Source organism: Smaragdicoccus niigatensis DSM 44881 = NBRC 103563, from assembly GCF_000380645.1.
Lineage (GTDB): Bacteria > Actinomycetota > Actinomycetes > Mycobacteriales > Mycobacteriaceae > Smaragdicoccus > Smaragdicoccus niigatensis.
On sequence record NZ_AQXZ01000008.1, the window covers coordinates 14,100 to 39,664 of the forward strand.

The following is a 25,565-nucleotide window of genomic DNA, read 5'->3' on the forward strand; positions in this document are numbered from 1 at the left end:
GCGAATCACTGTGGTGTCCCGCGGTGGCGGACCACGAGGACGAGCGAGTCGTCGGTCGACTTCGAGCGGGTCGCGACGAGGTCTTCGGCGATCTCCCGAGTCTGGCTCGATAGGTTGACCGATGCGGACTCGTCGGTGCCGAGACCATCAGTGGCGATGACCAGCAGGTCGCCGGTACGAACCGGGATCGTCTGGGCTTCGAAGACCGACGGGAGGCTGTAGCCGACGATGCCGCCGAAGTTCAGCGCGGTGGCCCGGACCATGGGACCGCCCGGCGCGACAGCGACCAGACTTGCCCGGACGTTGCCGATGCCGATCCAGGAGATCGAACTCGGGGAGAAACTCACCAGCGTGACCGCGGCCCCGCGCGTGTTCGCCAACGCCCGGTGACACAGCAGGATCAGGACGTCGAGTGGCTCGGCGGGGTTCTCGCTGAGCACGGCGGCCGCACGATGCGCCGCGTCGAACGCGGCATCCCCATGACCGAGGCCGTCGATGGCCCCGAACAGCGCGGAGCCGTCGCCGGTATCGAGGGCGACGAAGTGATCGCCCGAAACGTTCTCCCCGGGTAGCGCACGTCCGGCCGCGGCCCATTCGGCGGAACCGATTCGCCCTTGCTCCTGCACCAGATTCAGACCCATTTCCACATTTCGACGACGGTCCCGGCGCCGACCTCGGAGTGAACCTCGAGTCGATCCATCAGTCGTTTGGCGCCCGGAAGGCCGAGTCCCAGCCCTTTGCCGCTGGAGTACCCGTCTTCGAGCGCGCGCGAAACGTCCGCGATTCCCGGTCCGTTGTCGTGCGCTCGAACGACGAATGCCGTTCGACCATCATACTTTTCGACCGAAAAGTGGATTTCACCGCGATCGGCGTAGCTCGTGATGTTCCGGGCGACTTCGGAAATCGCCGTGGCGATCATGGTGACGTCGGTGAGCGTGAAGCCGAGCCGAGTAGCGAGTTCCCGGCCCGATTGCCGTGCCTTGACGATGTCGTCAGGGCTGTCGACAGCGACCACCGTCACATCCGTCCGCTCATCGTCCACCGTCGCGCACATCCTTGCTTCGGCGTTTCGAGAGTTGGTGGTCGAGCAACGCCAGACCTTCCTCGAGGTCGAGCGCCAGAGACATGTCGTTGAAGGTGAGCCCGAGTTGGACCATCGAGAACGCGACGTCGGGCTGGACGCCGACGATGACGGTGTCCGCGCCACGGAGTCGCGTCATGTGCGCAATCGTCTGTAGGGCGCGGGCCGCGAACGAGTCCATGACATCGATCGCCGTCACGTCGACGATGATCCCCTGGGAGCGGAAGCGACTGACCCGCTCCATGAGGTCGTCTTGCAGACGCTGGGCGTCGGTGTCCGAGAGCTCTGCCTGAACGGTTGCGATCAGGTAGTAGCCCTGTTTGAGAATGGGTACTGGCATCGATTAGTCCGCTACGTCAGCGCTGGTCGCGGCCGTCGCCGGCGCGCGTGACCTCGTAGCCGAGGAGTCGCTCGGCCTCTTCGATACCACCCTGGAGGTCACCGACCGCGTTCATCTTCGACAGGTCGAGACCGATGGTGACCAGGGTCAGGGCGATCTCCGACGACAGGCCGGTGATGATGACGTTCGCACCCATGAGGCCGGACGCGTCGACGGTCTGCACGAGGTGGTTCGCCACCGTGGAGTCGATGGTCGGAACACCGGTGATGTCGATGACGACGACCTTCGCGCGGTTGGCGCGGATGGCTCGCAGCAGCTGCTCGGTGAGCTGGCGGGCGCGCTGGCCGTCGAGGACACCGATGATGGGGAGGATGAGGAGCTGCTCACGAACCTGGAGAACCGGGGTCGACAGCTCGCGGATGGCCTCCTGCTGCTGGCGAATGATGCGCTCGCGCTCTTGGACGAAGGACACGCCCACGGTGTTCGCGATTCGGTTCGCGGCCGGCTCGTACGCGTCGAGAACTCGGTTCAGCAGTTCGAAGTCGGACTGGTACTTCTCGAACAGCGAACGGGCGAGAACGTCTCGAAGCAGAAGCACGATGCCGAGGACTTCGTCGGTCTCGACGCCTCGCGGAATGATGCGCTCGGACAGGTTCCGCGCGTAGGCCTGCAGGGCCTCGACCGAACCCGTCTCGAGCACCTCGACGTAGTTGTCGTACACCGACGTCGCTTCGGAGAAGATCTCGTCCTGCGTCATCGCGGTGAGCAGTCGGGCGTTGGTGATACGACGTGCCCATTCCTCACGCAGCGCGGAACGGTTCTGCCGGAGGTGCTCGACGAGGAGGGGGAGCAGCGTGTCCGAGGAATTACTCGGTGCGACTGCGGTGGAGGTGTCTGACACGGTCAACCCCTGCGTTTCGGGCGGGCGGAAACAAGGCCCGCGTGCACTGCGTTCCGGCTTGCACCATATACCGACAAATTCGATGTTTGGCAGCCTTCTCGCGTGGGTAAAACACAAGTCGGCAACGGTATGTGGCTGACAGCGGTGAGGGTGACTCACCGCTACTTTTCATGCAGAGTGGAGACCATGGCTACCAACGTCGGCGACTCTCGAGTATCGCCATTGACTGTGGACGTGACGACGAAAGCGCAGGTCACGGTGCTCTCGGCCGTGGGCGCGATCGATCTGGCCACGGTGGAGACGCTCGAAGCCGCGATTGAGAAAGTCATCGAGTCCGAAAATGGTCCGATTGTCGTCGATCTGACGGGAGTCGATTTCCTGGCTTCGGCCGGAATCGCGTTGCTCGTCGCCACCCACCAGCGCATCGATGACGAGCGCGGACTGGCCGTCGTCGCCGACGGTCCGGTGACCGCGCGACCGCTCATGCTCACCGGGCTGGACGAGGTGCTGCACATTCACCCGACCGTCGATGCAGCCGTTGCGGCGTATTAGATCTTGAATTATCCGCTGGCAGTAACGGATTACCGCGGCGCACTCTAGGGTATTTGCCGTGACCGTCCTGCAGAGTCTGCGCCGTTGGCCAGACGTCGAGGCGCCGAATCTGTATGCATTCGACGCTGCCGACACGTTGCTGCTCGACATCGCCGCCCCCACTCTCGAAGCCGGTGGTCCGGTGGCCATCGTCGGGGACCACTACGGAGCACTCACTCTCGGCGTCGCCGAGCGGTTCGGATTTCGCGACCTGCGGGTCCATCAGGATGAGTTGACCGGCGAGCGTGCCCTCGATCGGAACGCCGCCGAAGTCGGCTTGGCTGATTGCTTCACTCATCACCGGCTCGACGCCGAGTTGTTCGACGGCGCGCACGTCATCCTGCTGCGCATGCCGCGGAGCCTGGCCGCGATCGCGGAGATCAGCGAGCTCGCCGCCAATCACGCAGATCCCGGCGCGACGTTGTTCGCCGCCGGCATGGACAAGCACCTCAGCCGGACGATGAACGAGGTTCTGGGCCGTCGCTTCATGACCGTCCAGGGTGGCCTGGGCCGCAAGAAGGCGCGGGTGATCACTGCGACGGGGCCGATGACGGGCGAAGTCACCTTTCCGCAGTTGTCCGAGCTGTCGGACATCGGAATCCGCGTGATGGCGCACGGCGCTGCCTTCGGGGGCAACAAGCTCGACCACGGCACCCGCTTCCTGCTCGGCTTCATCGACGACATGCTTCCCGAGGCGAAGATCGCGGCCGACATCGGATGCGGCACCGGCATTTTGGCGACGGTCCTCGCCAAGTCGCGGCGCGATCTGAAGGTCATTGCGGCCGACCAGTCGTATGCGGCCGTCTGCTCGACCGCAGGGACCGTGGCGGCCAACGGGGTCGCCGGACGGGTCGAGGTCGTGCGTGATGACGCGCTCGATTCCGTCGCGGAATCCAGCGTCGATCTCGTGGTGTGCAATCCGCCGTTTCACGCCGGCGCGGCCGTTCATGCGGGTGCGGGCATCAAGCTGCTTGAGGGTGCGGCTCGTGCGCTGCGACCTGGTGGCGAGCTGTGGACGGTGTACAACTCGCACCTGAACTACCGCGAGCAACTGCGCAAGCTCGTTGGGACCACGCGGGTCGTCGGACGGAACGGGCGTTACACCGTGACGTGTTCCATACGACGGGGCTAGCAAAGAATTCGCGGGTAGAGTCCGAATTGTCGAATTCTGTGGGAACTCAACGGCCATCCCGGTCGTTCAACAATCAGAATCGCACGTGCGATCTCGCGGCGTAGCTCGCCGCGGTGCTAACCGAGAAGGGAAAACTACGGTGCGCTCCACCAGCAACCCGGTATTCCGCAACCTGCCGCAGCAGTCCGGCGGATATTCCGCGTTCGGTTCTGCCGCCGCGGGTGCCGGTTACTACGGTCACCAGCAGGGTTACGGCCAGCCGCAATACGGCGAATACCAGCAGCAGGCGCCTACGCGCGCCATGACGATCGACGACGTAGTGACGAAGACCGGCATCACGCTCGGTGTTCTGGTCGTCGCCGCGATCGTTTCGTTCATTCTCTCCGCGGGCAACCCGGGGCTTGCCCCGTTGTTCGTCATCGGTGGTGGACTGATCGGCTTCATCCTCGCGATGGTCGGTAGCTTCAGCCGCCTCATGAACAACCCGGCGCTCGTCCTGAGCTACGCCGCCTTCGAGGGTCTGTTCCTCGGTGCGATCTCCCACCTGTTTGCGAACGTCGCAATCGGTGGAAACGCGCCGAACGGCAGTTCGATCATCATCCAGGCCGTTCTCGGCACGATCGGTGTTTTCGCCGGCATGCTCGTGGTCTACAAGACCGGTGCAGTTCGGGTCACCCCGCGCTTCCAGCGCGTGATGTTCGGCGCGCTGATCGGTGTCGTCGTCCTCATGCTCGGAAACCTCGTCGCGAGCTTCTTCATGGATGGCGGCTTCGGCCTCCGTACGGGCGGCCCGATCGCGATCATCTTCAGCCTCGTCTGCATCGGTCTCGCCGCGTTCAGCTTCCTGCTGGACTTCGACGCCGCTGACCAGCTGATTCGCGCCGGTGCACCGGAGAAGATGGCGTGGGGCGTGGCCTTCGGCCTCACCGTCACGCTCGTCTGGCTCTATGTCGAAATCCTTCGACTGCTGAGCTACTTCAACAACGACTAGCTGTCGTGAACAGCCGACGGCCTCCGGGAAACCAGGGGCCGTCGTTGATCCGGCTGACATGCCAACATGTGGCATCAGCCGCCCACCATGTGGACGATCGACGGTACCGTGCATCCAGTGCCGTAGAGAGCGCCTGATCAGGTGCTCTCTACGGCAGGCTATGAACCTGACCTCGGTATTCGATGCTTGAATCGGCAAGCGATGCATTCTTCTGACGTCCAACTCACCGATGTCCGGCGGACGCTCGTCCGGCCGCCATTCTGCAACACACCCTGGCTGCGTGAACTCCTACCATCAACCAGCCGAGGTGAAGAACCGGGTAAGTCGCGTACTGACCTTCTTCTCCTCAACGTGCGGCGAGCGTTCGGGCACCTGCGGGAGTGGGCCACCGGCCCAGACGCCGAGCGCCGACGCGAGTACCGGGAGCAGTAGATTGGCAGCCCGCTCGTACCCTGCGGCCGACGGATGGAAGCCGTCGGCGGAGAACATCTGATCCGGAGCGGCGAGGAATTCGGGCGAGAGCAGGTCGGCGAGGGCGACGGGGTGTCCACCGGCCTCGAGGACCTCGTGCGCCTGGGCCTTCGCCAGGCGAAGTCCATACTCGCGGAGCACGGCGCGCAGCGGTTGCGGGATGGCGCCGACGGTGCCCAGGTCAGGGCATGTGCCAACCACCACGACCGACCCGGCCCGGCGCAGGCGATCGACCGTCTCGCCCAGGCGCTCGGCGGAACGATGGACGGAGTGCTTCTTCGTCACGTCGTTGGCGCCGATGAAGATGACAGCGGCGTCGGGCGCCGTGCCGGCCACGAACATCGCGTCGACCTGTCCTCGGAGTCCCTTCGACGTGGCACCGCAGATTGCCTTCGTGCTGAGCCGGATGCGCTTTCCGGACTCGTCCGCGAGAGCCCTGGCGATCAGGACGCCGGGAACTTCCTCGGGGCTGATGCAGCCGAGCCCGGCGGCGGTCGAGTCGCCGAAGATCATGAGGTGCAGGTCGTATGCGACGCCGAGTCGGTAGGGCAGGGGATCACCGCCGGCAGGCAAGTAGACGCCGTCGGCTTCGGGTGGCTTGGTCGTGTCGCGGCCGATCCGCTTTCGCGCGACCGCGGCCTGGGAGTTGAGGTGTCGATACGCTCGACGCGCGCTCTGACCGGCGACAACGGTTGCCGTTCCGGTGAGCGCTGCAGTTCGCCAGCCTGGAGTGGGCATGGACCGATGACCTTCCGTGCGAAGGGATGCCCCTAAAAGGTTACCTAGCTGACGGCCTTCCGGGGCGTCTGGAAACATAGAGGTATGCGCATCGCTGACCACGTCGTGGATCTGATCGGCAACACCCCGCTCGTCAAGCTGAACTCGGTCACCGAGCAGGGCATGGGAATCGTGGCCGCGAAGCTCGAATACCTGAACCCTGGTGGCAGCAGCAAGGACCGCATCGCGGTCAAGATGGTCGAGGCCGCCGAGGCATCCGGCCAGCTCAAGCCGGGTGGGACGATCGTCGAGCCGACGTCGGGCAACACCGGTGTCGGCCTTGCGCTGATCGCTCAGAAGAAGGGCTACAAGTGCATTTTCGTATGCCCGGACAAAGTGAGCCTCGACAAGCAGAACGTGCTGCGCGCGTACGGCGCTGAGGTTGTCGTATGCCCGACGGCGGTGCCGCCGGAGCACCCGGACTCGTACTACAACGTCTCGGACCGACTGGTTCGCGAGACCCCGGGCGCCTGGAAGCCGGACCAGTATTCGAACCCGAACGGCCCGGCGAGTCACTACGAGACGACCGGACCCGAGATCTGGGCGGACACCGACGGCAAGATCACGCACTTCGTTGCTGGTGTGGGCACCGGTGGCACGATCACCGGCGTCGGCCGCTACCTCAAGGAGCAGTCGGGCGGTGCGGTGAAGATCATCGGCGCTGACCCGGAGGGCTCGGTCTACTCGGGTGGCACCGGCCGTCCGTACCTCGTCGAAGGCGTCGGTGAGGACTTCTGGCCGAGCGCCTACGACCCGTCGGTCGTCGACGAGGTCATCGCCGTCTCGGACGCTGACTCATTCGACATGACGCGTCGCCTCGCGCGGGAAGAGGGCCTGCTCGTCGGCGGATCGTGCGGTATGGCGGTCGTCGCGGCGCTTCGGGTTGCCGAGCGTGAGGGACCGGACGCGGTTGTCGTCGTGTTGCTCCCGGACGGTGGCCGCGGCTACCTGTCGAAGATCTTCAACGATGACTGGATGTCGTCGTATGGCTTCCTGCGGTCGCGTCTGGATGGAAAGGCCGAGGAGAAGCGCGTGTCGGACGTCCTTAAGGGCAAGTCCGGCGCGCTCCCGGATCTCGTCCACACGCACCCGACCGAGACCGTGCGCGACGCGGTGGAGATCCTGCGCGAGTACAGCGTCTCGCAGATGCCTGTCGTCCTGGCCGAACCTCCGGTCATGATGGGTGAGGTCCGCGGCTCGGTGTCCGAGCGCGACCTGCTCAGCGCGGTGTTCGAAGGTCGCGCGAAGCTGACCGACCAGGTGTCCAAGCACATGAGTCCGCCGCTGCCGCTCATCGGCGCTGGTGAGACGGTCTCCGTTGCGCAGAAGGCACTGGCCGAATCGGACGCGCTCATGGTCGTCGACGACGGTAAGCCGATCGGTGTCATCACGCGGCACGACCTGCTGGGCTTCGTCAGCGGACGCCCGGAACGGTAGAAATCTGCGCGCGAGTGTCGATTGCGCAGACCTTCGATCGTCATCGTGATGTCCGGACCTCAAGCCGGGCTCGATGAAAGGAAAAGATCATGCGCTACGCACTCGTTCTCAACCACGCTGAACCGGCACCCGGCGACATCCCGGAGGAAGCCATCCAGCAGACCCAGGCGGCATTCTCCCGGTATGCCGACGACCTGGTTTCGTCAGGTGTGCTGATCGGCGCGGACATCCTGCGGCCGAGCTCGGCGACCACCCAGGTGACCCTGCGGGACGGCACGCTCAAGGTTCAGGACGGCCCGTTCGTGGAATCGAAGGAGATGCTCGCGGGCGTCTTCGTCATCGATGTGCCGGATCTCGATGCCGCACTCGCCTGGGCGGAGAAGTGCCCGGCGGCCCAGTTCGGGGTCATCGAAGTGCGGCCCGTCGCGACCGCGATCATCGATGGTGAGTGGTCGGATCCGTGCCGTCTCAAGAGCTGAGGTCCGCGGTATCGGCGGTGGTGAGCCGGTCGTACGGTCGGCTCATCGCGCTGCTCGCCGCGCCCACGCGCGACCTCGCGGCCGCCGAAGATGCGCTGTCGGATGCGTTGGAGCGTGCACTCGTGAAATGGGCGGACGACGGGATTCCCGACAACCCAGAAGCGTGGCTGCTGACCGTGGCCCGCAATCGGCTTCGAGATTCGTATCGATCAGCGGCTTATCGCACGTCGGTCGAGCTCGAGGACGACGTCGAGGCGGCCGAACCTGCGGTGGTGAGCGATCGCCGGCTCGAGTTGATGTTCGTCTGCGCGCACCCCGCGATCGATCCGGGTATCCGGACACCGCTCATGCTGCAGACCGTGCTCGGCCTCGAGGCAGTGCAGATCGCGGGAGCGTTCGCGATTCCGACGTCGACGATGGCGCAACGCCTGGTGCGGGCGAAGCGCAAGATCCGCGACGCCGGAATTCCGTTCGTCGTGCCCGGGGCTGATGCGCTCCCGGGACGGCTCAATGCGGTCCTCGAAGCGGTGTACGGCGCGTTCGCGATCGACTGGCAGGGCATCGCCGGAATCACCGAACGCGACGGACTCGCCGCGGAGGCGCTCTATCTCGCGCGGACGCTCGTGGAATTGATGCCCTCGGAACCCGAGGTCTTGGGGCTCGCCGCGCTGATCGCACTGTCCAATGCGCGGGCCCGGGCCCGAATTCGGGACGGGGTTCTGGTCCCGGTGGGCGAGCAGGATGTCGAAGCCTGGGATGCGGAACTGATCACCGACGGTGAGGCCTGGCTCGCGCGGGCCCATCGCGTCGGGCGTCCGGGTCGATTCCAGTTCGAGGCGTCGGTGCAGTCGGTGCACTGCAATCGAAAGGCTTCCGGGCGAACCGACTGGGCTGCGCTGGAGACGATCTATCGCGCACTTGTTGCGACTGAGCCGACGCTCGGATCGCAGGTTTCGCTCGCGATCGTGGCGGGGGAGCGTCACGGCGCCGATGCGGGGCTTGCGCTGCTCGATATCCCCGGTGCCGACCGATTCCAGCCGACGTGGGCGGCGCGTGCGCATCTGCTTCGGGGTGCCGGTCGGATCGCGGAGGCGATGGAGGCCTATGACAAGGCGATCGGCCTGACTGTCGATGCGCCGATGCGCCGGTTTCTCATCGCGAAGCGGGATGGGATTCATGCAAGGCCTGCGTGATCGCCCGGATCTCGTCGCGGCTCGGGACGATGGCCACGACGTCCAATTCAGCGCCGAGATTGGCGGCGGCGCGCAGTTTGTGGTGACCGTCGAGCAGGAAGTGGACGAGGTTGTCTTCGCCGACGTAATCGCAGTCGTCGGTGCCTTCCACTCTGTGTGACCTCGAGTCGAGGACGCCGAGGCTCACTGCGGTCGGAACGGTCCCCTCGCGGATCTTCTGTTCGTAGAAGAGAACCTGGGATTCGTCGAGCTGAACTGGGCCGATGGGAATGACGTACTCGTTGGCAACGTCTTCCTCGTCGAGCAGAGTGGTGTTTGTCAGGTACCGATCGTTCGGTGTCAGAGAGGGGCTGATTCGGAGCAGGAATACGTCGTAATCGCCTTCGGCAAGCAAACTTCCGTAGATGTCGAGCAGTTCGGCGTCGACGGTGTCGAGGCCGTTCGCCAGGCGCAGCGCGAGGTCTTCCCACTGCGTTAGTTCGGGTGCCTGCCGCCACCGCTTGAACACGAACTCGCACGTCGAGCAGAGCGGGCCGGCCGACAGCACGGGTTGGCCGTCGACGACGAGTTCGAAGATGAACTCGTGAGAATCACTGCGCTCGATGGTGACTGACGCCTTCTGTACCCCCAGTCGGATGCCGAGTCGCTGGTTGCGAATGGTCAGCGGAACGCGCTTTCGCCGGTGAGCGACTGACCGACGACGAGTTGGTGCACCTCGGCGGTGCCCTCATAGGTGAGAACCGATTCGAGGTTGTTCGCATGCCGCATGACCGGGTAGTCGAGGGTGATGCCGTTCGCGCCGAGGATCGTGCGACATTCGCGCGCGACTCGAATGGCGGTCCGGGTGTTGTTGAGCTTTCCGACGCTGACCTGCTCGGGCCGGATGACGCCCTGGTCTTTGAGACGGCCCAGGTGGACCGCCAGGAGCATGCCGTTGCCGATGTCGACGGCCATGTCGGCGAGTTTGGCCTGCGTGAGTTGGTAACCCGCCAAGGGCTTTTCGAAGACTTCACGCGTCTTGGAGTAGGCGACCGCCGATTCGAGACAGTCACGTGCGGCACCGATCGAACCGAAGATGATGCCGAAGCGGGCCTCGGACAGGCAGCCGAGGGGAGAGGCGAGTCCGCGCGATTCCGGCAGGATCGCGTCGGCGGGGAGAACGACGTCGTCGAACGACAGTTCCGCGGTGATGGACGCGCGCAACGACAACTTGCGGTGCATTTCGTTGGCACTGAAGCCGGGGCAGTCGGTGGGAACGAGGAAGCCGCGGATCCGGTCGTCGGTCTGCGCCCAGACGATCGCGACGTCGGCAACGGTGCCGTTCGTGATCCACATCTTTGAGCCGTTCAAGACCCAGTCGGTGCCCTTGCGGGTCGCACGGGTGCGCATCCCGCCGGGGTTCGAACCGAAGTCCGGTTCGGTGAGGCCGAAGCAGCCGATCTTCGTGCCGGCGGCCATATCCGGAAGCCACTGCTGCTTCTGTTCTTCGCTGCCGTACTTGTGGATCGCGGTCATGGACAGCGATCCCTGCACAGACATCAGGCTGCGCGCGCCGGAGTCGGCCGCCTCTATCTCCAGGCACGCCAGGCCATAAGCCGTGGCCGACATACCCGGACAGCCGTAGCCGTCGAGGTGCATGCCGAGCAGGCCGAGGTTGCCGAATTCGGGGGCCAGTTCACGTACCGGGAACGTCCCGTTCTCGAACCACTCGGCGAGGTTGGGGCGCAGCGTCGAATCGGCGAATTTCCTCACGGTGGAACGTATTTCGCGTTCCTCGTCGTTCAGGAGAGAGTCGAAAGCGAAGAGTTCCTCAACACTGCTGGCCATGCAGTCACGATAGGCCAGCTTCCCGAGCCATGCTGCGGCCCAGTCGAATGCTCTCCGACATCGCGCGATCCTGGGGGTAGTAGTACGCCGTGTCGGCGACCCACAGGCCCCGAATGGGAGTTGCGATCGGTGGGAGTCGATCGAGGTGACCCGGTTCGCAGATCGGCTGTGCGCGCAGGTACCGGCTGACGTTGAAGTCCATGAAGTCGCCCGCAGCGAGCTGGGGATTGATGGTCGAGAGGTAGCGCGTGACCTTCGTGATGAACGAGGAGTCGGGCTCGGCGTACATGGCGTGTTCGGGTGGGAGATAGAACGGCACGTAAACCAGCGGGCGGGACATCGGCCGGAGGTTGGAGTATTCGACGAACCCAGGGACGTCCATGTCCGGGTCGCTGGTGTTGATCCAGAAGTTCTCGGAGACCGGCTTGCGCAACTTCGCGATGACACACACGACCGCCATGCTGTCGATGGATCGATATCCCGCGATGTTTTCGGCAGGCAGGTCCGGGATGATCCTGGGCACGTACGGCAGGGGAACCGTGCTGATCACTTTGTCGAAGCTCTCAACTGCTCCGTTGGTCTGCACGCCACAGACCGCACCGTCCGTGACCACAACGCGGTTGACCGGACTGCCGAGCCGCACTTCGCCGCCGTGCTTCTCGATGTCGTGGCGCATCGCGCGCAGCACGCCGACAGTTCCGCCGTCGAGGTAGCCGAGCTTCTCGCGGAAGGCGTCGTCCCGCGATGTCCCGACTCGACTGACCCGTCCCCAGATCCACGCCGCGGACAGACGATCGCTGTGGTGGTGAAACTTGAGTTCGAAGAGTCGGCGCCAGAGCACCTCGTACGCCTCCGCGCCGACCCACCGCTGCACCCAGCGAGTGGCGTGGAGGCTGTCGAGGGGCCGCCAGTTGCGGCGCCGCGTCGCGCCCATGACATGCAGGCCGTAGCGCAGTTTCGCGTGCCAACTGAGGCCGCGGAACCGCAGCAGCGCGATCGGATTTCCCCATGGTTGTAACCGGCCGCCGTGCCAGTACGCCATCCGGGTCGAGACCCAGTTCATGCGTTCGGAAATGCCGAGTTCGTCGAGCAGAGTCAGCAGGTCCGAGTCGCTCGTGCAATGGAAGTGGTAGTAGCGCTCGATCTCCAGGTCGCCGAATTCGAACGACGCGGTCATCCCGCCGATGCGGTCGTCCGCCTCGAACACGACCGGCCGCTGTCCGTCTCGAGCGAGTTGATACGCGACAGCCAGCCCCATCGGGCCGCCGCCGAGGACCGCGATGCGTTCCGGCGCAGTCATCGCTCACGCTCGAGCACGACGTGACTGAACCGGGAGGGCCCGAAAGTTTGGACCAGCGCATCCCGGAACGGTGTCGGCTCGACGCCGAAGATGTCCGGCCAGTCGATGACGGGAAATTCGTCAGGTGCCACCAGCGCGGCGAGTTGCTGGGTCGTGAAGGGAGGCTGGCGTTCGAAGCGCCCCCAAATCCACAGCAGTGCATAAAACAGCAGGTAGGGGATTTGGACGATGCGGGCACGTGCTCGCGTGACGTGCTTGAGCGTTCGGATGATGTCGATGTAATCGATCTCCTCCACGCCCGAGATGTCGTATGCACCGCTGCGAATGTCGCGCTCGAGGCAGGCGACGATGATGTCGCAGAAGTTCGCGACGAACAGTGGCTGGCGGCGGTAGCGGCCGCGTCCCGGGACCGGAAAAACCGGACTACGGCTCATGAAACGGGCGAGCCAGCCGAGGTGTTTGCGGTCAAACCAGCCGAACATCAAGGTCGGCCGGAGTGTGACGCAGGAAAGGCCGCTGTCCCGCACCATCGCTTCCTGCGCTCGTTTGCTGTTCGCGTACAGGTCGTCGACGACGGAATTCACGGCCGAGGAACTGACGTGGACGATGTGCGGTACCGCATGCGTGCGCGCCGCGGCGAGGACCAGGCGCGTCGCCTCCACGTTGTTGCGGGTGAACGCGTCGGGGTCGTTTCCACCGATCTGGGCGTGCAGCATGATGACGACGTCCGCCGAATCGAAGTGTTGCGGCCAGTCGCCGGGTTCGGCCAGGTCGGCGTCCACGCACTCGACTCCCGGGTGAAGCTCGCGCAGAACGCGGAGATTTCCCGCGTGCTTGTCCAGGACCACGAGGTTCGACCACCCGGCCGCGGACAGACGCGCGACGAGATTCTGCCCGACCAAGCCTGCGCCTCCGGTGACAACGATCCTGCGCTCGGTAGTCATGACACCTTCGTTTCAAGAGCGAGCCGACAGGATGGTTCGTCGCCGACTGCAGTCACCAGCCCGTTTGCCGTCGCAAGGAGGTAGCCGTGAAAGCCGGAGGTTGCCCCCGCGGGGCCGACAACGCGGGCGACGTCGGGACGTGGGGTACCGGTCAGAGCGAAACCCACGATCCGGTTGTCAGGGGTGACGAAACGGACGAGTCGCGGGGCCGCTGCGGTCTGTGGGTTGACGATCCAGCCCGTCACCCGAACAAAGCGATCGTCGACCGGTTGCGGTGGGCTATCCAAGGCACCCCGGCAAACGGTCGTTGTCGTGTCGTCGAGTCGCTGCCCGAGCTGTTGGCGGAGGCCTTTGTAGGGGTAGTGACCGAAGATCGACACGTCGGCGCGCTCCGCCTCCGGCGCGATGGACCGCGCGTACTCGAATGCCGGTTCCACGCTGATCAGCGAGATGTCGTCGACCCCGAGTTCCGCGGCCAGCGCGACGGCATCACGCGTCGCGTGCACCGCGTCCTGGGCGTCGAGGGCTCTTTCTTGATACTGCAGGAGAAAGACCGCCACGAGCGTGACGGCAGCCGTCGTCATCACCGGCCCAGGTCGGTGCCGAAAATTCACGCGAACCGTAGCGAGTAGAACGAGGAATGCACACCAGGCCACGACGGCGGGCGTCGAGTACCGGCTCACCAGCGCCGCGCCGATACCGAACTCGAGGCGCCCCGCCGAGGTGACGACGGCGGTCAGCACGACGTAGCCGCTCAGCGCCAGCAGGGCCATGACATATGGCGACACGCTCGGGCTGCGACGTTCCCGCCATGCGAGCCACAGAATTCCGATGACCAGCCCACCGCCGGCGACGGCTCCCGACAACTTCGCCACGTGGTCGTACCCAAGGAGGATGGCGACGGGGTTGCCCAGGTAGAGGAGCGCGAACTTTGCCCCCGACAACGGGTGAGCCAGGAGAGTTCCGGGGAAGGAACCGTGACGAATCGCCGGATTGACCGAGTCAACGGGTGACAGCCCCGGCAGATAGGCGGCCGTCACGACGACTGACAATGCGAACAGAATGATCTGGCGCTGCCGGGTGTGCAGTACGAAAAGGCTGTACAACCACATGATCGGCAGCGTGAGAAGGCTGTTGGACATGGTCCCGGCCGATGCCACGCCGGCAACGCACGCCAGCACGAATGACGTCGACCCGGACACTGTGGTGGATCGGGCGAGGAGATACAGCGCCAGCAGGGGGACGACGAACGCGAGGAAGAACTGCGGTTGAAACGCCCAGATGAAGTTCTCGCTCTGGGTCCAGAGAAACAGCAGACCGGTGGCGACGAGCGACAGCGCAAGGGCCGGGACCCGCAGTCTGCCCTCGCGCGCCAACTCGCGGATGAGCAGTCCGAACAGCACCGCGGCGAGGGCGACGAGCAGGTAGTTCATCGTGATCAGAAATGCCGACTGACCACCGAAAACGTACTGATCCAGCCAGAACAGCCCACGCGTGAGGACGATGCGGTGCTCGTTGTGCGGGGCCCACCAGATCGACCAGTCGCCGCGGCGGACGGCTAGCAGGAATCCGATCGTTCCGGGCCACATGTCCCAGAGCGGGACCGCGGTGTATCCCCGCCAGCCACCTACGACGGCGAGCGCGACCATGAGAGTGGCGAACACTCCCGCCAAGGCGGTGACCTCAATGCGGTGGACGCGGCGAACCGACGCGTCGACGGGTTCGGCCGACGTGGCTTCTTCGTTGCGTGGGGGAGTCGATAGCAGTCCGATTCGGACAAAGTAGCAAGCGACGACGGATCAAGCCGTTCGCCGCACAGGAAGGGTGACCGTTCCATAACGTCACTCCGTCCGGGGTTTTCGTCCTCTCCCGCCGCAGCAACGATGGACCCATGCGCGTATTGCTCACGGGGTCGGCGGGTTTCATCGGGTCTGCGGTTGCGGCGGAGTTGCGATCCCACGGGCATGAGGTCGTCGAATTCGACGCGTATCTGCCGTCGGCGCACGGTGATTCCTCGGGCGTGCGGCGCGATGTACGGGACGGATACGCGCTCGACGAGGCGTTGAAGGGTGTCGACGTCGTGTGTCACCAGGCTGCGGTCGTCGGCGCCGGGGTCGATGCGCTCGATGCGCCGGCCTTCGCTTCCCACAACGACTTTGGGACTGCTGTATTGCTGGCCGCGATGGCTCGGGCGGGCTGCACGCGACTGGTTCTGGCGTCGTCGATGGTCGTCTACGGCGAAGGGCGATATCGGGGAGCGGACGAGGTGACTCGGTCGATCGCCGACCTTCGGGCCGGCCGGTTCGATCCCCTCTCCGACGCGGGCGAGCCGCTGAGCTGGGAAGTCGTCCCTGAGGATGCGCCATTGCGACCGCGTAGCTTCTATGCCGCCAGCAAGCTCGCCCAGGAGCACTTCGCGTTGGCCTGGACGCGGACGACCGGAGGTTCGGTCGTGGCTTTGAGGTACCACAACGTCTACGGGCCGAACATGCCGCGCGATACGCCGTACTCCGGTGTGGCGGCGATGTTCCGGTCGTCGCTCGAACGGGGCGAGCCGCCGCGAGTCTTCGAAGACGGCCAGCAGATGCGGGACTTCGTCGAGGTCAGTGATGTTGCGCGGGCGAACCGGCTGGCCGTCGAATCGTCGGTGTCCGGATTCGAGGCAGTGAACGTGTGTTCCGGTCGTCCGGTCAGCATTCTGGAGGTTGCCTCGGCGCTGTCGTCGGCGGTTGGTGGTCCGCAGCCCGTGGTGACCGGTGAGTTCCGCCCGGGCGATGTTCGGCACATTGTCGCGAGCCCGGCGAAGGCTCGTGATGTGCTCGGCTTCGAGGCGGGGGTGGCTCCGAGGGACGGACTGGCCGGGTTCGCCACGGCTCCGCTGCGCGCGACTACCGGGCACACGCGACCCACAGTGTGATGACGCTTTCCCCGGCGCAAGGATGGCGTAAAGATCATGTCGGATGGCGTAAAGGGCGCGCATACTCAGCCCATGGCAGTGGCTGTGGCGGACACGAAAGATGAAGCGGCGAACGGGCATTCCGAGGGGCGAACGGCCCTGATCATCGGCGCTCTCGGGGTCGTCTTCGGCGACATCGGAACGAGTCCCATCTACACCATTTCGACGGTCTTCAACCCGGACGATCCACACCCCGTCCCGCTCAACCACGAGGCGGTCTACGGCGTCGTCTCGCTGTTGTTCTGGTCGGTCATGGCGATCGTCACGCTCACCTACGTCACGCTCGTCATGCGGGCCGACAACCACGGCGAGGGCGGCGTGATGGCGCTGATCACCCTGGTCAAGAAGTGGGGCGCCCGCAGCGGCGGCAAGACGAGGGTCCTCGCCGCGATGGGCGTCTTCGGTGCTGCCCTGTTCTTCGGCGACAGCATGATCACGCCGGCGATCTCGGTCCTGTCGGCCGTCGAAGGTGTCAAGACTCTCGACCCCGGCTTCGCGGATTGGGTCGTCCCCGTCACGGCGGTGATCATCGTCGCGCTGTTCATGGTGCAGAAGAAGGGGACCGACACGGTCGGCAAGTTCTTCGGGCCGGTCATGATCGTCTGGTTCCTGACCCTGGCCGCGCTCGGCATCAAGGGCATCATGGGACACCCGGTGATTCTGAAGGCGCTGTCCCCGACTTACGCGTTGGGCTACCTCGGTAATCACTTCCACTTGGCGTTCTTTGCGCTCGCCGCGATCGTGCTGTCGGTAACGGGTGCCGAGGCGCTGTATGCCGACATGGGCCATTTCGGACGTCGTGCGATCACATTCGGCTGGTTGGGACTCGTTCTGCCATCGCTCGTCCTGTGCTATCTCGGACAGGGTGCGCTCATCCTCGGCGACCAGTCGACCGTGAGCGCGCCGTTCTTCCTGCTGTCGCCGGATTGGGCTCGGATTCCGCTCATTCTTCTGACGGTTGTGGCGACGATCATCGCCTCGCAGGCGGTCATCACCGGTGCCTATTCCGTCGCTTCCCAAGCCGCGCAGCTTGGTTACTTGCCGCGACTTCGGATCGTCTACACGTCGGAGTCGACGATGGGCCAGATCTACGTTCCGTGGATCAACTGGATGCTCATGGTGTCGGTGCTGACGCTCGTATTCGCGTTCCGCAGCTCCGCGGCGCTCGCGTTCGCCTACGGTATGGCCGTCACGGCGACGATCCTCATCACGACCGCATTGTTCGGATTCCTTGCGTACAAGCGTTGGAAGACACCGCTGTGGCTGGTACTCCTCGTCGGAATTCCGCTGCTCAGCATCGACGTCCTCTTCGTCGCGGTCAACGTCACCAAGCTCGTGCACGGCGCCTGGCTGCCGCTGCTGATCGGCATCACCGCATTCACGATCATGCAGACATGGCAGAAGGGCCGAATTATCGCGACCGCTGCACGCGAGGCCGAGGAAGGTCCCCTGCAGCAGTTCATCGACGAGCTACACACCTGGACTCCGAGCCTTACGCGAACTCCCGGAACCGCGGTTTACCTCAACCGCGGCCTGGAGTCTGCACCGATTGCCATGCGAGAGACGGTCGAGCACTTCCACGTTCTCCACGAACAGGTGGTGATCATGACGATCCTGACGGAGTCGGTGCCCTCGATCCGGGATTCGGAGCGCCTCAGTGTCGACAGTCTCGGGTTTGAGAACGACGGCATCATCCGTGTGACGGTGCGCTACGGCTACATGGAGAACCCGAACGTGCCGCGCGTTCTGCGCATGCTCGATCCGGCGCTCACCGAAGGCCGCGTCGCCGCGGACGACGTGTCGTACTTCCTGTCGAAGATCGAGCTCAAGAAGGGCGATCAGCCCACGATGGCGGCCTGGCGCAAGCGGCTGTTCATCGCGTCCGCACACGTCAGTTCCGATGCCGCCGACTACTTCCGGCTCCCGCGGAGCCACACCGTCACGATCGGTTCGCAGATCGAGGTGTAACCGTCCCGAGGCGGCGCGGATGAAAGTCTCCTGCGCGGCGACGTGTACAAAAGTCCACTTTTGTACAACCCATTTTGCGGGAGACATTGCCTCCGAAAACGATCGCCGCAGGTCATCTAGACCGCCAGCGGAATCCGGACCTCGAAGCGACAGCCCTGCGCCCGGTTGGCGGCAGTGATCTCGCCGTCGTGTGCCGAGACGAGGCCGGCGGCGATGGCCAGCCCGAGCCCGGTTCCGGGTCCGAAATCGCTGTCGGCGGTCGGTGTCCGAGAGTTGGTCCCGCGATAGGCCATCTCGAAAACGCGGGGGAGATCGGCCGCCGGAATGCCGGTTCCGGTGTCGTCGACGCGGGCCCAGGCGTGTGCGGAATCAGCGCCGAGCGACACGTCGACGGCACCTCCGGGTGGCGTGTGCTGAATGGCGTTGACGATGAGGTTGGACAGCACGCGTGCCAGCGCGCGGTCGCTGCCTTTCACGACAACCCGCTGATCAGGAGCGTGTGACCGGAGGTCGACCTGAGCGCGCGCGGCCGCGAGGCGATGCGAGGCGAGTACTTCGTCGGCGATCTCGGCGAGGTCGACCGGTTCCACGTCGAGCATCATCGCGCCCGAGTTGATCCGCGACATCTCGAACAGGTCGTCGACCATCGCAGAAAGCCGAAGCGCCTCGCTTCGGACTTGGCGGGCGTAGTTCTCGACGTCGTCGCGATCGGTGACGACGCCGTCGAGGAAAGCCTCGGTCACGGCACGAATGCCGGCGAGCGGCGTTCGCAGGTCGTGGCTGATCCACGCGACGAGTTCGCGGCGGGACTTCTCCGCAGCGCGTTCCTTCTCGCGCATCTGCTCCTGCCAGACCGTTCGTTTCGCCTGCATTCGACCTAGCGCGACGGCAGCAGGCAGCGTCACGACGGCGACGACGATCAGGACGAACAGGTTGCGCGTGAAGTCGTCGGTGAACATGAACCCGCTGACCCCGACGACGCCGGAAAGCGTCGCGAGGACCGGGATCATCACGAGCACTGCGGTGCTGAGCGTGAGTGAACCACGGTTCATCCGGAGGACCACAAGCGCGCCGAGCACTACCACCGGAACCGCGAAGACCAGCGCATATAAAACGATGTGGAGCGAGTCGGTGGGCATCGTCATTCCTCTTCCCCCGAGCCGCCCCAGCTGTAACCGTGACCCCACACCGTCCGCACTCGGTGATGCTCCGCGAGTTTGGCGCGCAGGCGCTTCACGTGCACGGTGACGGTCGAGTAGTCGCCGAAGTCCCAGTTCCAGACCTGCTCGAGGAGGTCCTGCCGAGAGAACACCACGCCCTGGTGCGTGAGGAAGAAGTGCAGAAGGTCGAACTCGCGACCCGTGAGATTGATCGGCTTTCCGCCCGCCACGACTGTCCGCGCACCGGGATGCAGTTCGATATCGCCATCGCGGATCACCGCCGCCGTTCGAGTGATCGGTGCCGCCTGGGCGCGACGGAGCAGAGCCGCAACGCGCAGCGCGAGCTCGCGCGGGCTGAACGGCTTCACGATGTAGTCGTCGGCTCCGGATTCGAGCCCGACGACGCGGTCCTCCTCTTCGCCGAGTGCGGTGAGCAGGATGATCGGCGTCGCCGCGTCGACGACCGCGCCCGTTCGGATGTCGCGGCACAGCGAAAGTCCATCTCGGCCGGGCATCATGATGTCGGCGACCACCAGTTCGACCTCGTTGTTGCGCAACAGGTCCCACGCGCGGTTGCCGTCCGGGGCGGCGAGCACCGTATGGCCGTCGCGCTCGAGGTAGCGGCGGGCGATGTCGAGGACGATCGGATCGTCGTCGGCAATCAGGACGGTCATCTCACTCACCAATTCGTCAGGATCACATGGTTGATCAATAGTGCGCCCGCCGCTTGGACGACGAGCCATCTTCGCGCCTGGGGGAGTAGGGCGGCGGCCGCGAGCAGCCAGATGGTGAACGATAGCCAGATTCGTTCGGTTTCGGCTTTCGACAGCGCGCTGAGGTCGGCGGCGAGGATCGCGACCAATCCGCCGATCGGCAGCATGCCAGCACCTTGCGGTCGTACCCGGTGCAGCCCCGCGACCGTCGCGAGGCCGACCGCACACACGGTCGCCGCGAGGTTGGCCCACACCCAATATCCGAACTGACGCTCGCTCGCGATGCCCTGGTAGTAGCGCTGAACGACAAGATGCATGCCGTCCAGCCACCAGAACCCGCTCAGCGTGAACGCCGCGGCGACAAGCACCGCACCGACGAGCGCGGGTACCAGCGGCCGCCAATTCCGGGCCGCCCACAGGACGGCCACCGCGGGCACACCCATGAGGAGAAGTCCGTAGTTGAGGTACACCCCGAACCCGAGGAGCAGGCCGCTCGCAAAACCGGCGGCCAGGTTCGAGGTCGTCGCGGCGATGGCCAGAAGTGCGATTCCCCATGCGGTGACGCACATGAACCAGCCGTCCGCAGATGTTCCGACCCAGACTGCGATCGGAGCCAACGCGAGAAATGGTGCGGTCCGTCGCGCCCAGTCTGCGTCGCCCAGAACTCGGATGGTCAGCATGACGGCAACCACCGCCGAACTCCCGGTGATGACCACGAAGAGTCCCGCCCACGTTCCGCCGGATAGGCCCAGACGGTCGAGGGCGACGAACGTGAGGAAGGCGCCGGGCGGATGACCCGACACGTGCGTGGTCCAGGAATCCGGCTGAAAGTCGAGAATTCGGCTCGAGAAGTCGCGCACAGCTTCGCCGATGCTGCTGATGCGCGGAATGTCGTGCAGATACTCGTTCTTGTCGGTCAGCGGGTCGCCGAATCCGCGCAGGGAAGAGTCGACTAAGACGAGGCTCACCGTCCACGCTAGATTCCCCAGCCAGGTGACCGCGACAAGCCTGCGCCATGACAGTCGTTGGGCTAGGTCGGGACCCCACCAGACAACAGCGGCGGCGATGGCGAGCGCCGGAACGGTGCCCCATCCCACGTGGGGGTGCCATTCGCCGAAGATCGGCGCGGTCGATGCGTGATTCCGGCGGTGCAGGCTCTTGTTGATCAATGGCACCGCTATGGCGATCGCGACGAGCGTCAATGCGCCGGCCGCCATCAGGTAATCGAGTCGCGTCCGCGACGCGCTCTTCGACTCGAGGGTGCCAACCGCCATACGAGAAGACGATAGTCGCCTGTTTGTCCGATAAACGCAGGTCAAGACGTGGAAACAGCGAATGTCATGGTTTCGTCATGGCCATCTTGGGGTCGCGAGACGCCCGCCCCCTCTAGCGTCGAGACATGGGACAACCCGTGACGGTCGTGGTGCCGTGCCGAAACGAAGCGGACGCATTGCCAGTGGTTCTGGCCGCGATCCCGCCGGAGTACTCAGTGATCGTCGTCGACAACGGTTCGACCGATGCGACCGCGGAGGTAGCCACCGCGTGGGGCGCACGGGTCGTCCACGAACCACAGCCCGGATATGGGGCGGCGGTTCTCGCGGGCATCGCCACGGTCACGACGCCGCTGACGGCAGTGATCGATGGCGACGGATCTCTCGACCCGAAGGAATTGGCTCAACTGATCGCCGCGGTCGAGGCGGGTGCCGATCTGGCAGTGGGTCGCCGGCGGTCCCGCCTCTCCGAGGCTGGAGTCTGGCCATGGCATGCGCGACTGGGATCGTCGGTCGCGGCGTGGCGGCTGCGTCGCAAACACGGCGTCGACGTCCATGACATCGCACCGATGCGAGTCGCCCGGACCGATCGGCTGCAAGGACTCAATGTCCAGGATCGACGCTTCGGTTTTCCGATCGAACTGTTGGTCCGCGCGGGTGCCGCCAATTGGCGCATCAGCGAGCACGACATCTCGTACCGGCGTCGGGCAGGTGGGGTGTCGAAGGTTTCCGGGTCGGTTCGCGGCAGCTTCGTCGCGACGGTGGATTTTCTGAGGATGCTGCGATGACGACTCTTCTGGTGATTGCAAAGGCTCCGGTTGCCGGAGAGGCGAAGACGCGGCTGGCGCCCGAGTTCGGAAGCGTTCAGGCTGCGCGGCTGGCGGCCGCGAGCCTGCTCGACACTCTGGGAACCGTCCTTCGAACCCCGGCTCAGCATCGCGTGGTGGCCTTCACCGGTGATCTCGCCCGCGCCGAGCGCGCCGACGAGGTTCGGCGGATGCTTGCGCATTTCACGGTGATTCCGCAGCGTGGTGACGGATTCGGCGCGCGTCTGGCGAACGCGCACGTCGATTCGGCGCGCCTGGGTCGCGGGCCCGTCGTGCAGATCGGAATGGATACCCCGCAGGTCACGTCGGAAGAATTGCATGCCGCGGCCACCTCCACCCAGCCGGGCTTTGCCGCACTCGGACCGGCCGACGACGGCGGCTGGTGGGTCCTCGGGCTGGCGAACCCGGAGGCTGCGGCAGTACTGGCCGAGGTGCCGATGTCGACGTCGCAGACCGGTGACCTGACCGCCGCGGCCCTGCGTGGTGCGGGACTCGTCATTCGGTCCGTCGCCCAGCTTCGCGATGTCGACACTCCGGAGGATGCGGCCGCAGTTGCCGCGCAGTGCCAACCTGACTCGCACTTTCGCGCGGAACTCTTTGCCGCGCGAATGGCCCGAGGAGCCTGAGATGCGGCGCGTGAAAACGACCGAAATCTTCGAGCGCGCGTTGAGCGGCGACCGCGTCTGGATGCGCGCCGCGGATGGCAGCCGCGCACCGCTCCCGTTGGGACATCCCCGAGTCGTCGGATCATTCGAGTCGAGGGTGCTCCGGCTGTGCAGCGGCCCGACGATCGATGTGGTCTGCGGTCCGGGCCGATTCGTGGAGTGGCTCGCGGAACGCGGGACGCCGGCACTCGGCGTTCCGGCGCTGCAGCGGGACGTCTTCGGCCAACTGCCCGGCGGTGGTCGCTGGCATCACGTGCTGGTGATGGATCACAACCTCGGGCTCGGTGCGAACCCGGTTCGACTGCTGCGCAGGGTCGGCGAACTGCTTCGTCCCAACGGCACGGCGATCGTCGAATTCGATTCGCCTGGAGTGGCATTGGGAGTTCGGGCGGTGCGCCTCGAAACCCGGGACGCGGCCAGTCCATGGTTCCCGTGGGCGCAGGCGGGACTCGATTCTGCTGCCGAACTGGCTGCGTCGGCGGGTCTTGCGGTGATGTCCACGATGTCGGACGACGGTCGGCATCTGGCGGTAATGGGGCGAGCAGCATGAGCGACGCGAAGACAGTGCGAGGCCCCGCGATCGCCTCCCGGGTTGGACTCTTGCTCGGGATTGCGATCACGATCTGCTTCGTGACGGGATATCTCTCGTTCCTGATCCAGCATTCGCACGGTTGGGTTCCGTGGCCGACGCGTCCCGTGTGGCTCTACAGCTTCACGCAGGGATTGCACGTCATCACCGGCGTCGCGAGCATCCCGTTGTTGCTGGTCAAGCTGTGGGCGGTGTTCCCGAATCTGTTCCAGAAGCCGATCATCCGATCGCCCTTGCACGCCGCGGAGCGGGGAAGTATCGCGGTCCTCGTCGGTGCGATGATCTTCGAGGTCGTCTCGGGCATTCTCAACGCAGCGCAGTGGTACCCGTGGGCCTTCTTCTTCCCGCCCGTCCACTATGCCGTCGCGTGGGTTGTGGTGGGCGCGTTGCTCATTCACATCGGGGTCAAACTGCCCGAGATTCGGACGGCGCTCGCGGAGAAGGAGATCGATCCCGCTCGTCGGACGGTGCTGCGTACCGCGTGGCTGGCGACCGGTATTGCCGTGCTCGTGGTCGCCGGACAATCGGTACCTGTTCTCCGGCGCGTGTCGGTACTGGCGCCGCGCAGCGGGAACGGCCCGCAGGATCTGCCGATCAACCGGACCGCCGCCGCAGCCGACATCGGCGCGGCCGCGCAATCGCCCGATTATCGACTTGCCGTGGTCGGCGCCGGCCAGGAAAAGAGTTTCAGCCGGATTGATCTGCAGTTGATGGCCCAGACGAAGGCCACCCTTCCGATCTCCTGCGTCGAGGGCTGGAGTGCCTCCGCGAACTGGGAAGGCGTCACGGTGCGGCAGCTCCTGGACCTCGTTAAAGCGCCCCAAGGCCGCGAAGTCCGAGTCACTTCGCTCGAGAAGAACGGGCTCTATCGCGCGACGACACTGCCCGCCGACGTCGCCGACGATCCGCTCACTGTGGTGGCGCTGCGCCTCAACGGCGCCGTGCTCGACCTCGACCACGGCTATCCGTGCCGACTCATCGCACCCGCGCGTCCGGGCGTGCTGCAGACGAAGTGGCTGTCGCGAATCGAGGTGTTGTGATGTTGGTCCGAACGGCCCTCATCGTCGGTGGTCTCGCCGCGATCGCCTTCGGCGTGGCGTCGGCGTTCACCCGTCCGATCCCGGAACTCATCAACGCCGCAGTGTGGTTTGGAGGCGGCATCGCGCTGCACGACGGGCTGTTCGCTCCACTGTGCTTGGCGGTGTGGTTCCTGCTCCTTCGCCGGATGCCCGTGTGGGTCTCGGTCTGCGGCTTCTTGACGGTCGTCCTGGTGTTGATCGCGATACCCGTGCTCGGGCGCACGCTGCCGAACACGACGGTCCTCGATCGCAACTACGTCGGGGGGCTGGCTGCGGTACTGATCGTCGTGTGGGCGGCGGGCGGTGTCTACGCGCTCATTCGGTGGTGGCGTCACCGCGATTTGGCTGCGGCGCCCTTCTCGGTCCGCTGACCGGAATCGCTGAGCTGACCACCGGCGTTCTCGAGGTGTGCCCGCACGAACCACTGGAACTTCTCCAGCTCAGCGGCATGACCGATGAGCATGTCCTGGGTGACCGGGTCGGGCTTATCGGTGTCCGAGATGGCCTTGCGCGTGTCTTCGATGACGCCTCGATAGACGACGTCGAGCGCGCCCAGATGGGCGAGGACCGTGTCCCGGCCCAGCGAGTAGTCGTTCCAGGTCCGGTCCTTGATGATGGCGCCGGGCGTGCCCTGCGGTGACTCGCCCAGTGCGGCGATGCGTTCGGCGGTCTCGTCCGCGAAGCCGCGCACGAGCACGACCTGCGGGTCGATCATCTCGTGGACGCCGATGAAGTTCGGGCCGACGACGTTCCAGTGAACGTGCTTGAGCGTGAGATGCAGGTCGTTGTACGTGCTGAGCTGCTTCTGCAGAATCTGGGCGACCTTGACGCTGTCCTTCTTCGTCATTCCAGGGATCGTGAATTCCGGCATGA

At 65.2% G+C, this 25,565-nt stretch carries 27 protein-coding genes; 13 read left to right on the top strand and 14 right to left on the bottom strand.

The features are described 5' to 3' along the window. Nucleotides 1-5 precede the first annotated feature (5 nt). Genes F600_RS0101595 through F600_RS0101610 form a run of 4 tightly spaced genes read right to left on the bottom strand, consistent with a single transcriptional unit; the run spans nt 6 to nt 2,322 of the window. Nucleotides 6-641: a PP2C family serine/threonine-protein phosphatase gene (locus F600_RS0101595; RefSeq protein WP_018158828.1), complete on the bottom strand. Its 636-nt coding sequence runs from the start codon at nt 639-641 to the stop codon at nt 6-8. Further along, the gene (locus tag F600_RS0101600) at nt 632-1,042 is read right to left on the bottom strand and encodes an ATP-binding protein (protein ID WP_018158829.1); all 411 of its coding nucleotides are present in this window, start codon (nt 1,040-1,042) and stop codon (nt 632-634) included. The genes F600_RS0101595 and F600_RS0101600 overlap by 10 nt, the downstream gene beginning before the upstream one ends. Next, entirely contained in the window at nt 1,032-1,421 is a 390-nt protein-coding gene (locus F600_RS0101605) for an STAS domain-containing protein (protein ID WP_018158830.1), read from the bottom strand. Before F600_RS0101605 ends, F600_RS0101600 begins: the two co-directional genes overlap by 11 nt. A 16-nt stretch (nt 1,422-1,437) precedes the next feature. After that, complete coding sequence (locus F600_RS0101610) at nt 1,438-2,322, bottom strand: STAS domain-containing protein (RefSeq protein ID WP_018158831.1); 885 nt, start codon at nt 2,320-2,322, stop codon at nt 1,438-1,440. A gap of 186 nt (nt 2,323-2,508) precedes the next feature. Here F600_RS0101610 and F600_RS0101615 point away from each other — a divergent pair, with 186 nt between their 5' ends. From F600_RS0101615 to F600_RS0101625, 3 genes are all read left to right on the top strand, one after another. After that, a complete protein-coding gene (locus tag F600_RS0101615; protein ID WP_081628663.1) occupies nt 2,509-2,874 on the top strand; it encodes an STAS domain-containing protein in 366 nt (121 codons plus the stop codon). 58 nt (nt 2,875-2,932) lie between these two features. Beyond that, complete coding sequence (locus tag F600_RS0101620; RefSeq protein WP_018158833.1) at nt 2,933-4,045, top strand: class I SAM-dependent methyltransferase; 1,113 nt, start codon at nt 2,933-2,935, stop codon at nt 4,043-4,045. Between the two features lie 139 nt (nt 4,046-4,184). Continuing rightward, complete coding sequence (locus tag F600_RS0101625; RefSeq protein WP_018158834.1) at nt 4,185-5,036, top strand: Bax inhibitor-1/YccA family protein; 852 nt, start codon at nt 4,185-4,187, stop codon at nt 5,034-5,036. 294 nt (nt 5,037-5,330) lie between these two features. Here the strand turns inward: F600_RS0101625 and F600_RS0101630 are convergent, their stop codons facing one another. Then, entirely contained in the window at nt 5,331-6,245 is a 915-nt protein-coding gene (locus tag F600_RS0101630; protein WP_018158835.1) for an SGNH/GDSL hydrolase family protein, read from the bottom strand. An 84-nt stretch (nt 6,246-6,329) separates the two neighbouring features. Between F600_RS0101630 and F600_RS0101635 the strand changes: the two genes are divergently transcribed. From F600_RS0101635 to F600_RS0101645, 3 genes are all read left to right on the top strand, one after another. Continuing rightward, on the top strand, nt 6,330-7,721 hold the full coding sequence (locus tag F600_RS0101635; RefSeq protein WP_018158836.1) for a cystathionine beta-synthase: 1,392 nt from the start codon (nt 6,330-6,332) through the stop codon (nt 7,719-7,721). An 89-nt stretch (nt 7,722-7,810) separates the two neighbouring features. Next, entirely contained in the window at nt 7,811-8,200 is a 390-nt protein-coding gene (locus F600_RS0101640; protein WP_018158837.1) for a YciI family protein, read from the top strand. Further along, complete coding sequence (locus tag F600_RS0101645; protein WP_174523557.1) at nt 8,182-9,393, top strand: RNA polymerase sigma factor; 1,212 nt, start codon at nt 8,182-8,184, stop codon at nt 9,391-9,393. Before F600_RS0101640 ends, F600_RS0101645 begins: the two co-directional genes overlap by 19 nt. Here F600_RS0101645 and F600_RS0101650 read toward each other — a convergent pair. The 5 genes from F600_RS0101650 to F600_RS0101670 all read right to left on the bottom strand — a co-directional run bounded on the left by F600_RS0101650 (nt 9,353) and on the right by F600_RS0101670 (nt 15,137). Next, entirely contained in the window at nt 9,353-9,940 is a 588-nt protein-coding gene (locus F600_RS0101650; RefSeq protein ID WP_018158839.1) for a hypothetical protein, read from the bottom strand. The two genes, F600_RS0101645 and F600_RS0101650, sit on opposite strands and share 41 nt — an antisense overlap. A 113-nt stretch (nt 9,941-10,053) precedes the next feature. Next, complete coding sequence (locus F600_RS0101655) at nt 10,054-11,220, bottom strand: acyl-CoA dehydrogenase family protein (RefSeq protein WP_018158840.1); 1,167 nt, start codon at nt 11,218-11,220, stop codon at nt 10,054-10,056. Between the two features lie 4 nt (nt 11,221-11,224). After that, nucleotides 11,225-12,520 (bottom strand): NAD(P)/FAD-dependent oxidoreductase, encoded by a 1,296-nt coding sequence (locus tag F600_RS0101660; protein ID WP_018158841.1) that lies wholly within the window; start codon nt 12,518-12,520, stop codon nt 11,225-11,227. After that, nucleotides 12,517-13,464, bottom strand: a complete 948-nt coding sequence (locus F600_RS0101665; protein WP_018158842.1) for an NAD-dependent epimerase/dehydratase family protein — start codon at nt 13,462-13,464, stop codon at nt 12,517-12,519. The genes F600_RS0101660 and F600_RS0101665 overlap by 4 nt, the downstream gene beginning before the upstream one ends. Next, nucleotides 13,461-15,137, bottom strand: a complete 1,677-nt coding sequence (locus F600_RS0101670; protein ID WP_156024356.1) for a hypothetical protein — start codon at nt 15,135-15,137, stop codon at nt 13,461-13,463. Before F600_RS0101670 ends, F600_RS0101665 begins: the two co-directional genes overlap by 4 nt. Before the next feature lie 218 nt (nt 15,138-15,355). Between F600_RS0101670 and F600_RS0101675 the strand changes: the two genes are divergently transcribed. After that, a complete protein-coding gene (locus F600_RS0101675) occupies nt 15,356-16,381 on the top strand; it encodes an NAD-dependent epimerase/dehydratase family protein (RefSeq protein ID WP_018158844.1) in 1,026 nt (341 codons plus the stop codon). 72 nt (nt 16,382-16,453) lie between these two features. Continuing rightward, nucleotides 16,454-18,388: a potassium transporter Kup gene (locus tag F600_RS0101680; protein WP_018158845.1), complete on the top strand. Its 1,935-nt coding sequence runs from the start codon at nt 16,454-16,456 to the stop codon at nt 18,386-18,388. Between the two features lie 116 nt (nt 18,389-18,504). Here the strand turns inward: F600_RS0101680 and F600_RS0101685 are convergent, their stop codons facing one another. The 3 genes from F600_RS0101685 to F600_RS0101695 are packed head-to-tail and all read right to left on the bottom strand — an operon-like array spanning nt 18,505 to nt 21,535. After that, nucleotides 18,505-19,527, bottom strand: coding sequence for a sensor histidine kinase (locus F600_RS0101685; protein WP_026306053.1), 1,023 nt, complete (start codon nt 19,525-19,527; stop codon nt 18,505-18,507). A gap of 2 nt (nt 19,528-19,529) precedes the next feature. After that, entirely contained in the window at nt 19,530-20,222 is a 693-nt protein-coding gene (locus tag F600_RS0101690; RefSeq protein ID WP_026306054.1) for a response regulator transcription factor, read from the bottom strand. Nucleotides 20,223-20,227: 5 nt separating this feature from the next. Next, nucleotides 20,228-21,535 (bottom strand): hypothetical protein, encoded by a 1,308-nt coding sequence (locus F600_RS0101695; RefSeq protein ID WP_018158848.1) that lies wholly within the window; start codon nt 21,533-21,535, stop codon nt 20,228-20,230. 125 nt (nt 21,536-21,660) lie between these two features. Between F600_RS0101695 and F600_RS0101700 the strand changes: the two genes are divergently transcribed. Genes F600_RS0101700 through F600_RS26405 form a run of 5 tightly spaced genes read left to right on the top strand, consistent with a single transcriptional unit; the run spans nt 21,661 to nt 25,063 of the window. Further along, nucleotides 21,661-22,320, top strand: coding sequence for a glycosyltransferase family 2 protein (locus tag F600_RS0101700; RefSeq protein WP_018158849.1), 660 nt, complete (start codon nt 21,661-21,663; stop codon nt 22,318-22,320). Beyond that, complete coding sequence (locus tag F600_RS0101705) at nt 22,317-22,985, top strand: TIGR04282 family arsenosugar biosynthesis glycosyltransferase (protein ID WP_018158850.1); 669 nt, start codon at nt 22,317-22,319, stop codon at nt 22,983-22,985. The genes F600_RS0101700 and F600_RS0101705 overlap by 4 nt, the downstream gene beginning before the upstream one ends. A gap of 1 nt (nt 22,986) precedes the next feature. Then, nucleotides 22,987-23,574: a class I SAM-dependent methyltransferase gene (locus tag F600_RS0101710; protein WP_018158851.1), complete on the top strand. Its 588-nt coding sequence runs from the start codon at nt 22,987-22,989 to the stop codon at nt 23,572-23,574. Beyond that, complete coding sequence (locus tag F600_RS0101715) at nt 23,571-24,653, top strand: molybdopterin-dependent oxidoreductase (protein WP_018158852.1); 1,083 nt, start codon at nt 23,571-23,573, stop codon at nt 24,651-24,653. The genes F600_RS0101710 and F600_RS0101715 overlap by 4 nt, the downstream gene beginning before the upstream one ends. Beyond that, nucleotides 24,653-25,063 (top strand): hypothetical protein, encoded by a 411-nt coding sequence (locus F600_RS26405; protein ID WP_018158853.1) that lies wholly within the window; start codon nt 24,653-24,655, stop codon nt 25,061-25,063. The genes F600_RS0101715 and F600_RS26405 overlap by 1 nt, the downstream gene beginning before the upstream one ends. Here F600_RS26405 and F600_RS0101725 read toward each other — a convergent pair. Beyond that, nucleotides 25,024-25,563, bottom strand: a complete 540-nt coding sequence (locus F600_RS0101725) for a Dps family protein (protein WP_018158854.1) — start codon at nt 25,561-25,563, stop codon at nt 25,024-25,026. The two genes, F600_RS26405 and F600_RS0101725, sit on opposite strands and share 40 nt — an antisense overlap. Nucleotides 25,564-25,565: the final 2 nt, after the last annotated feature.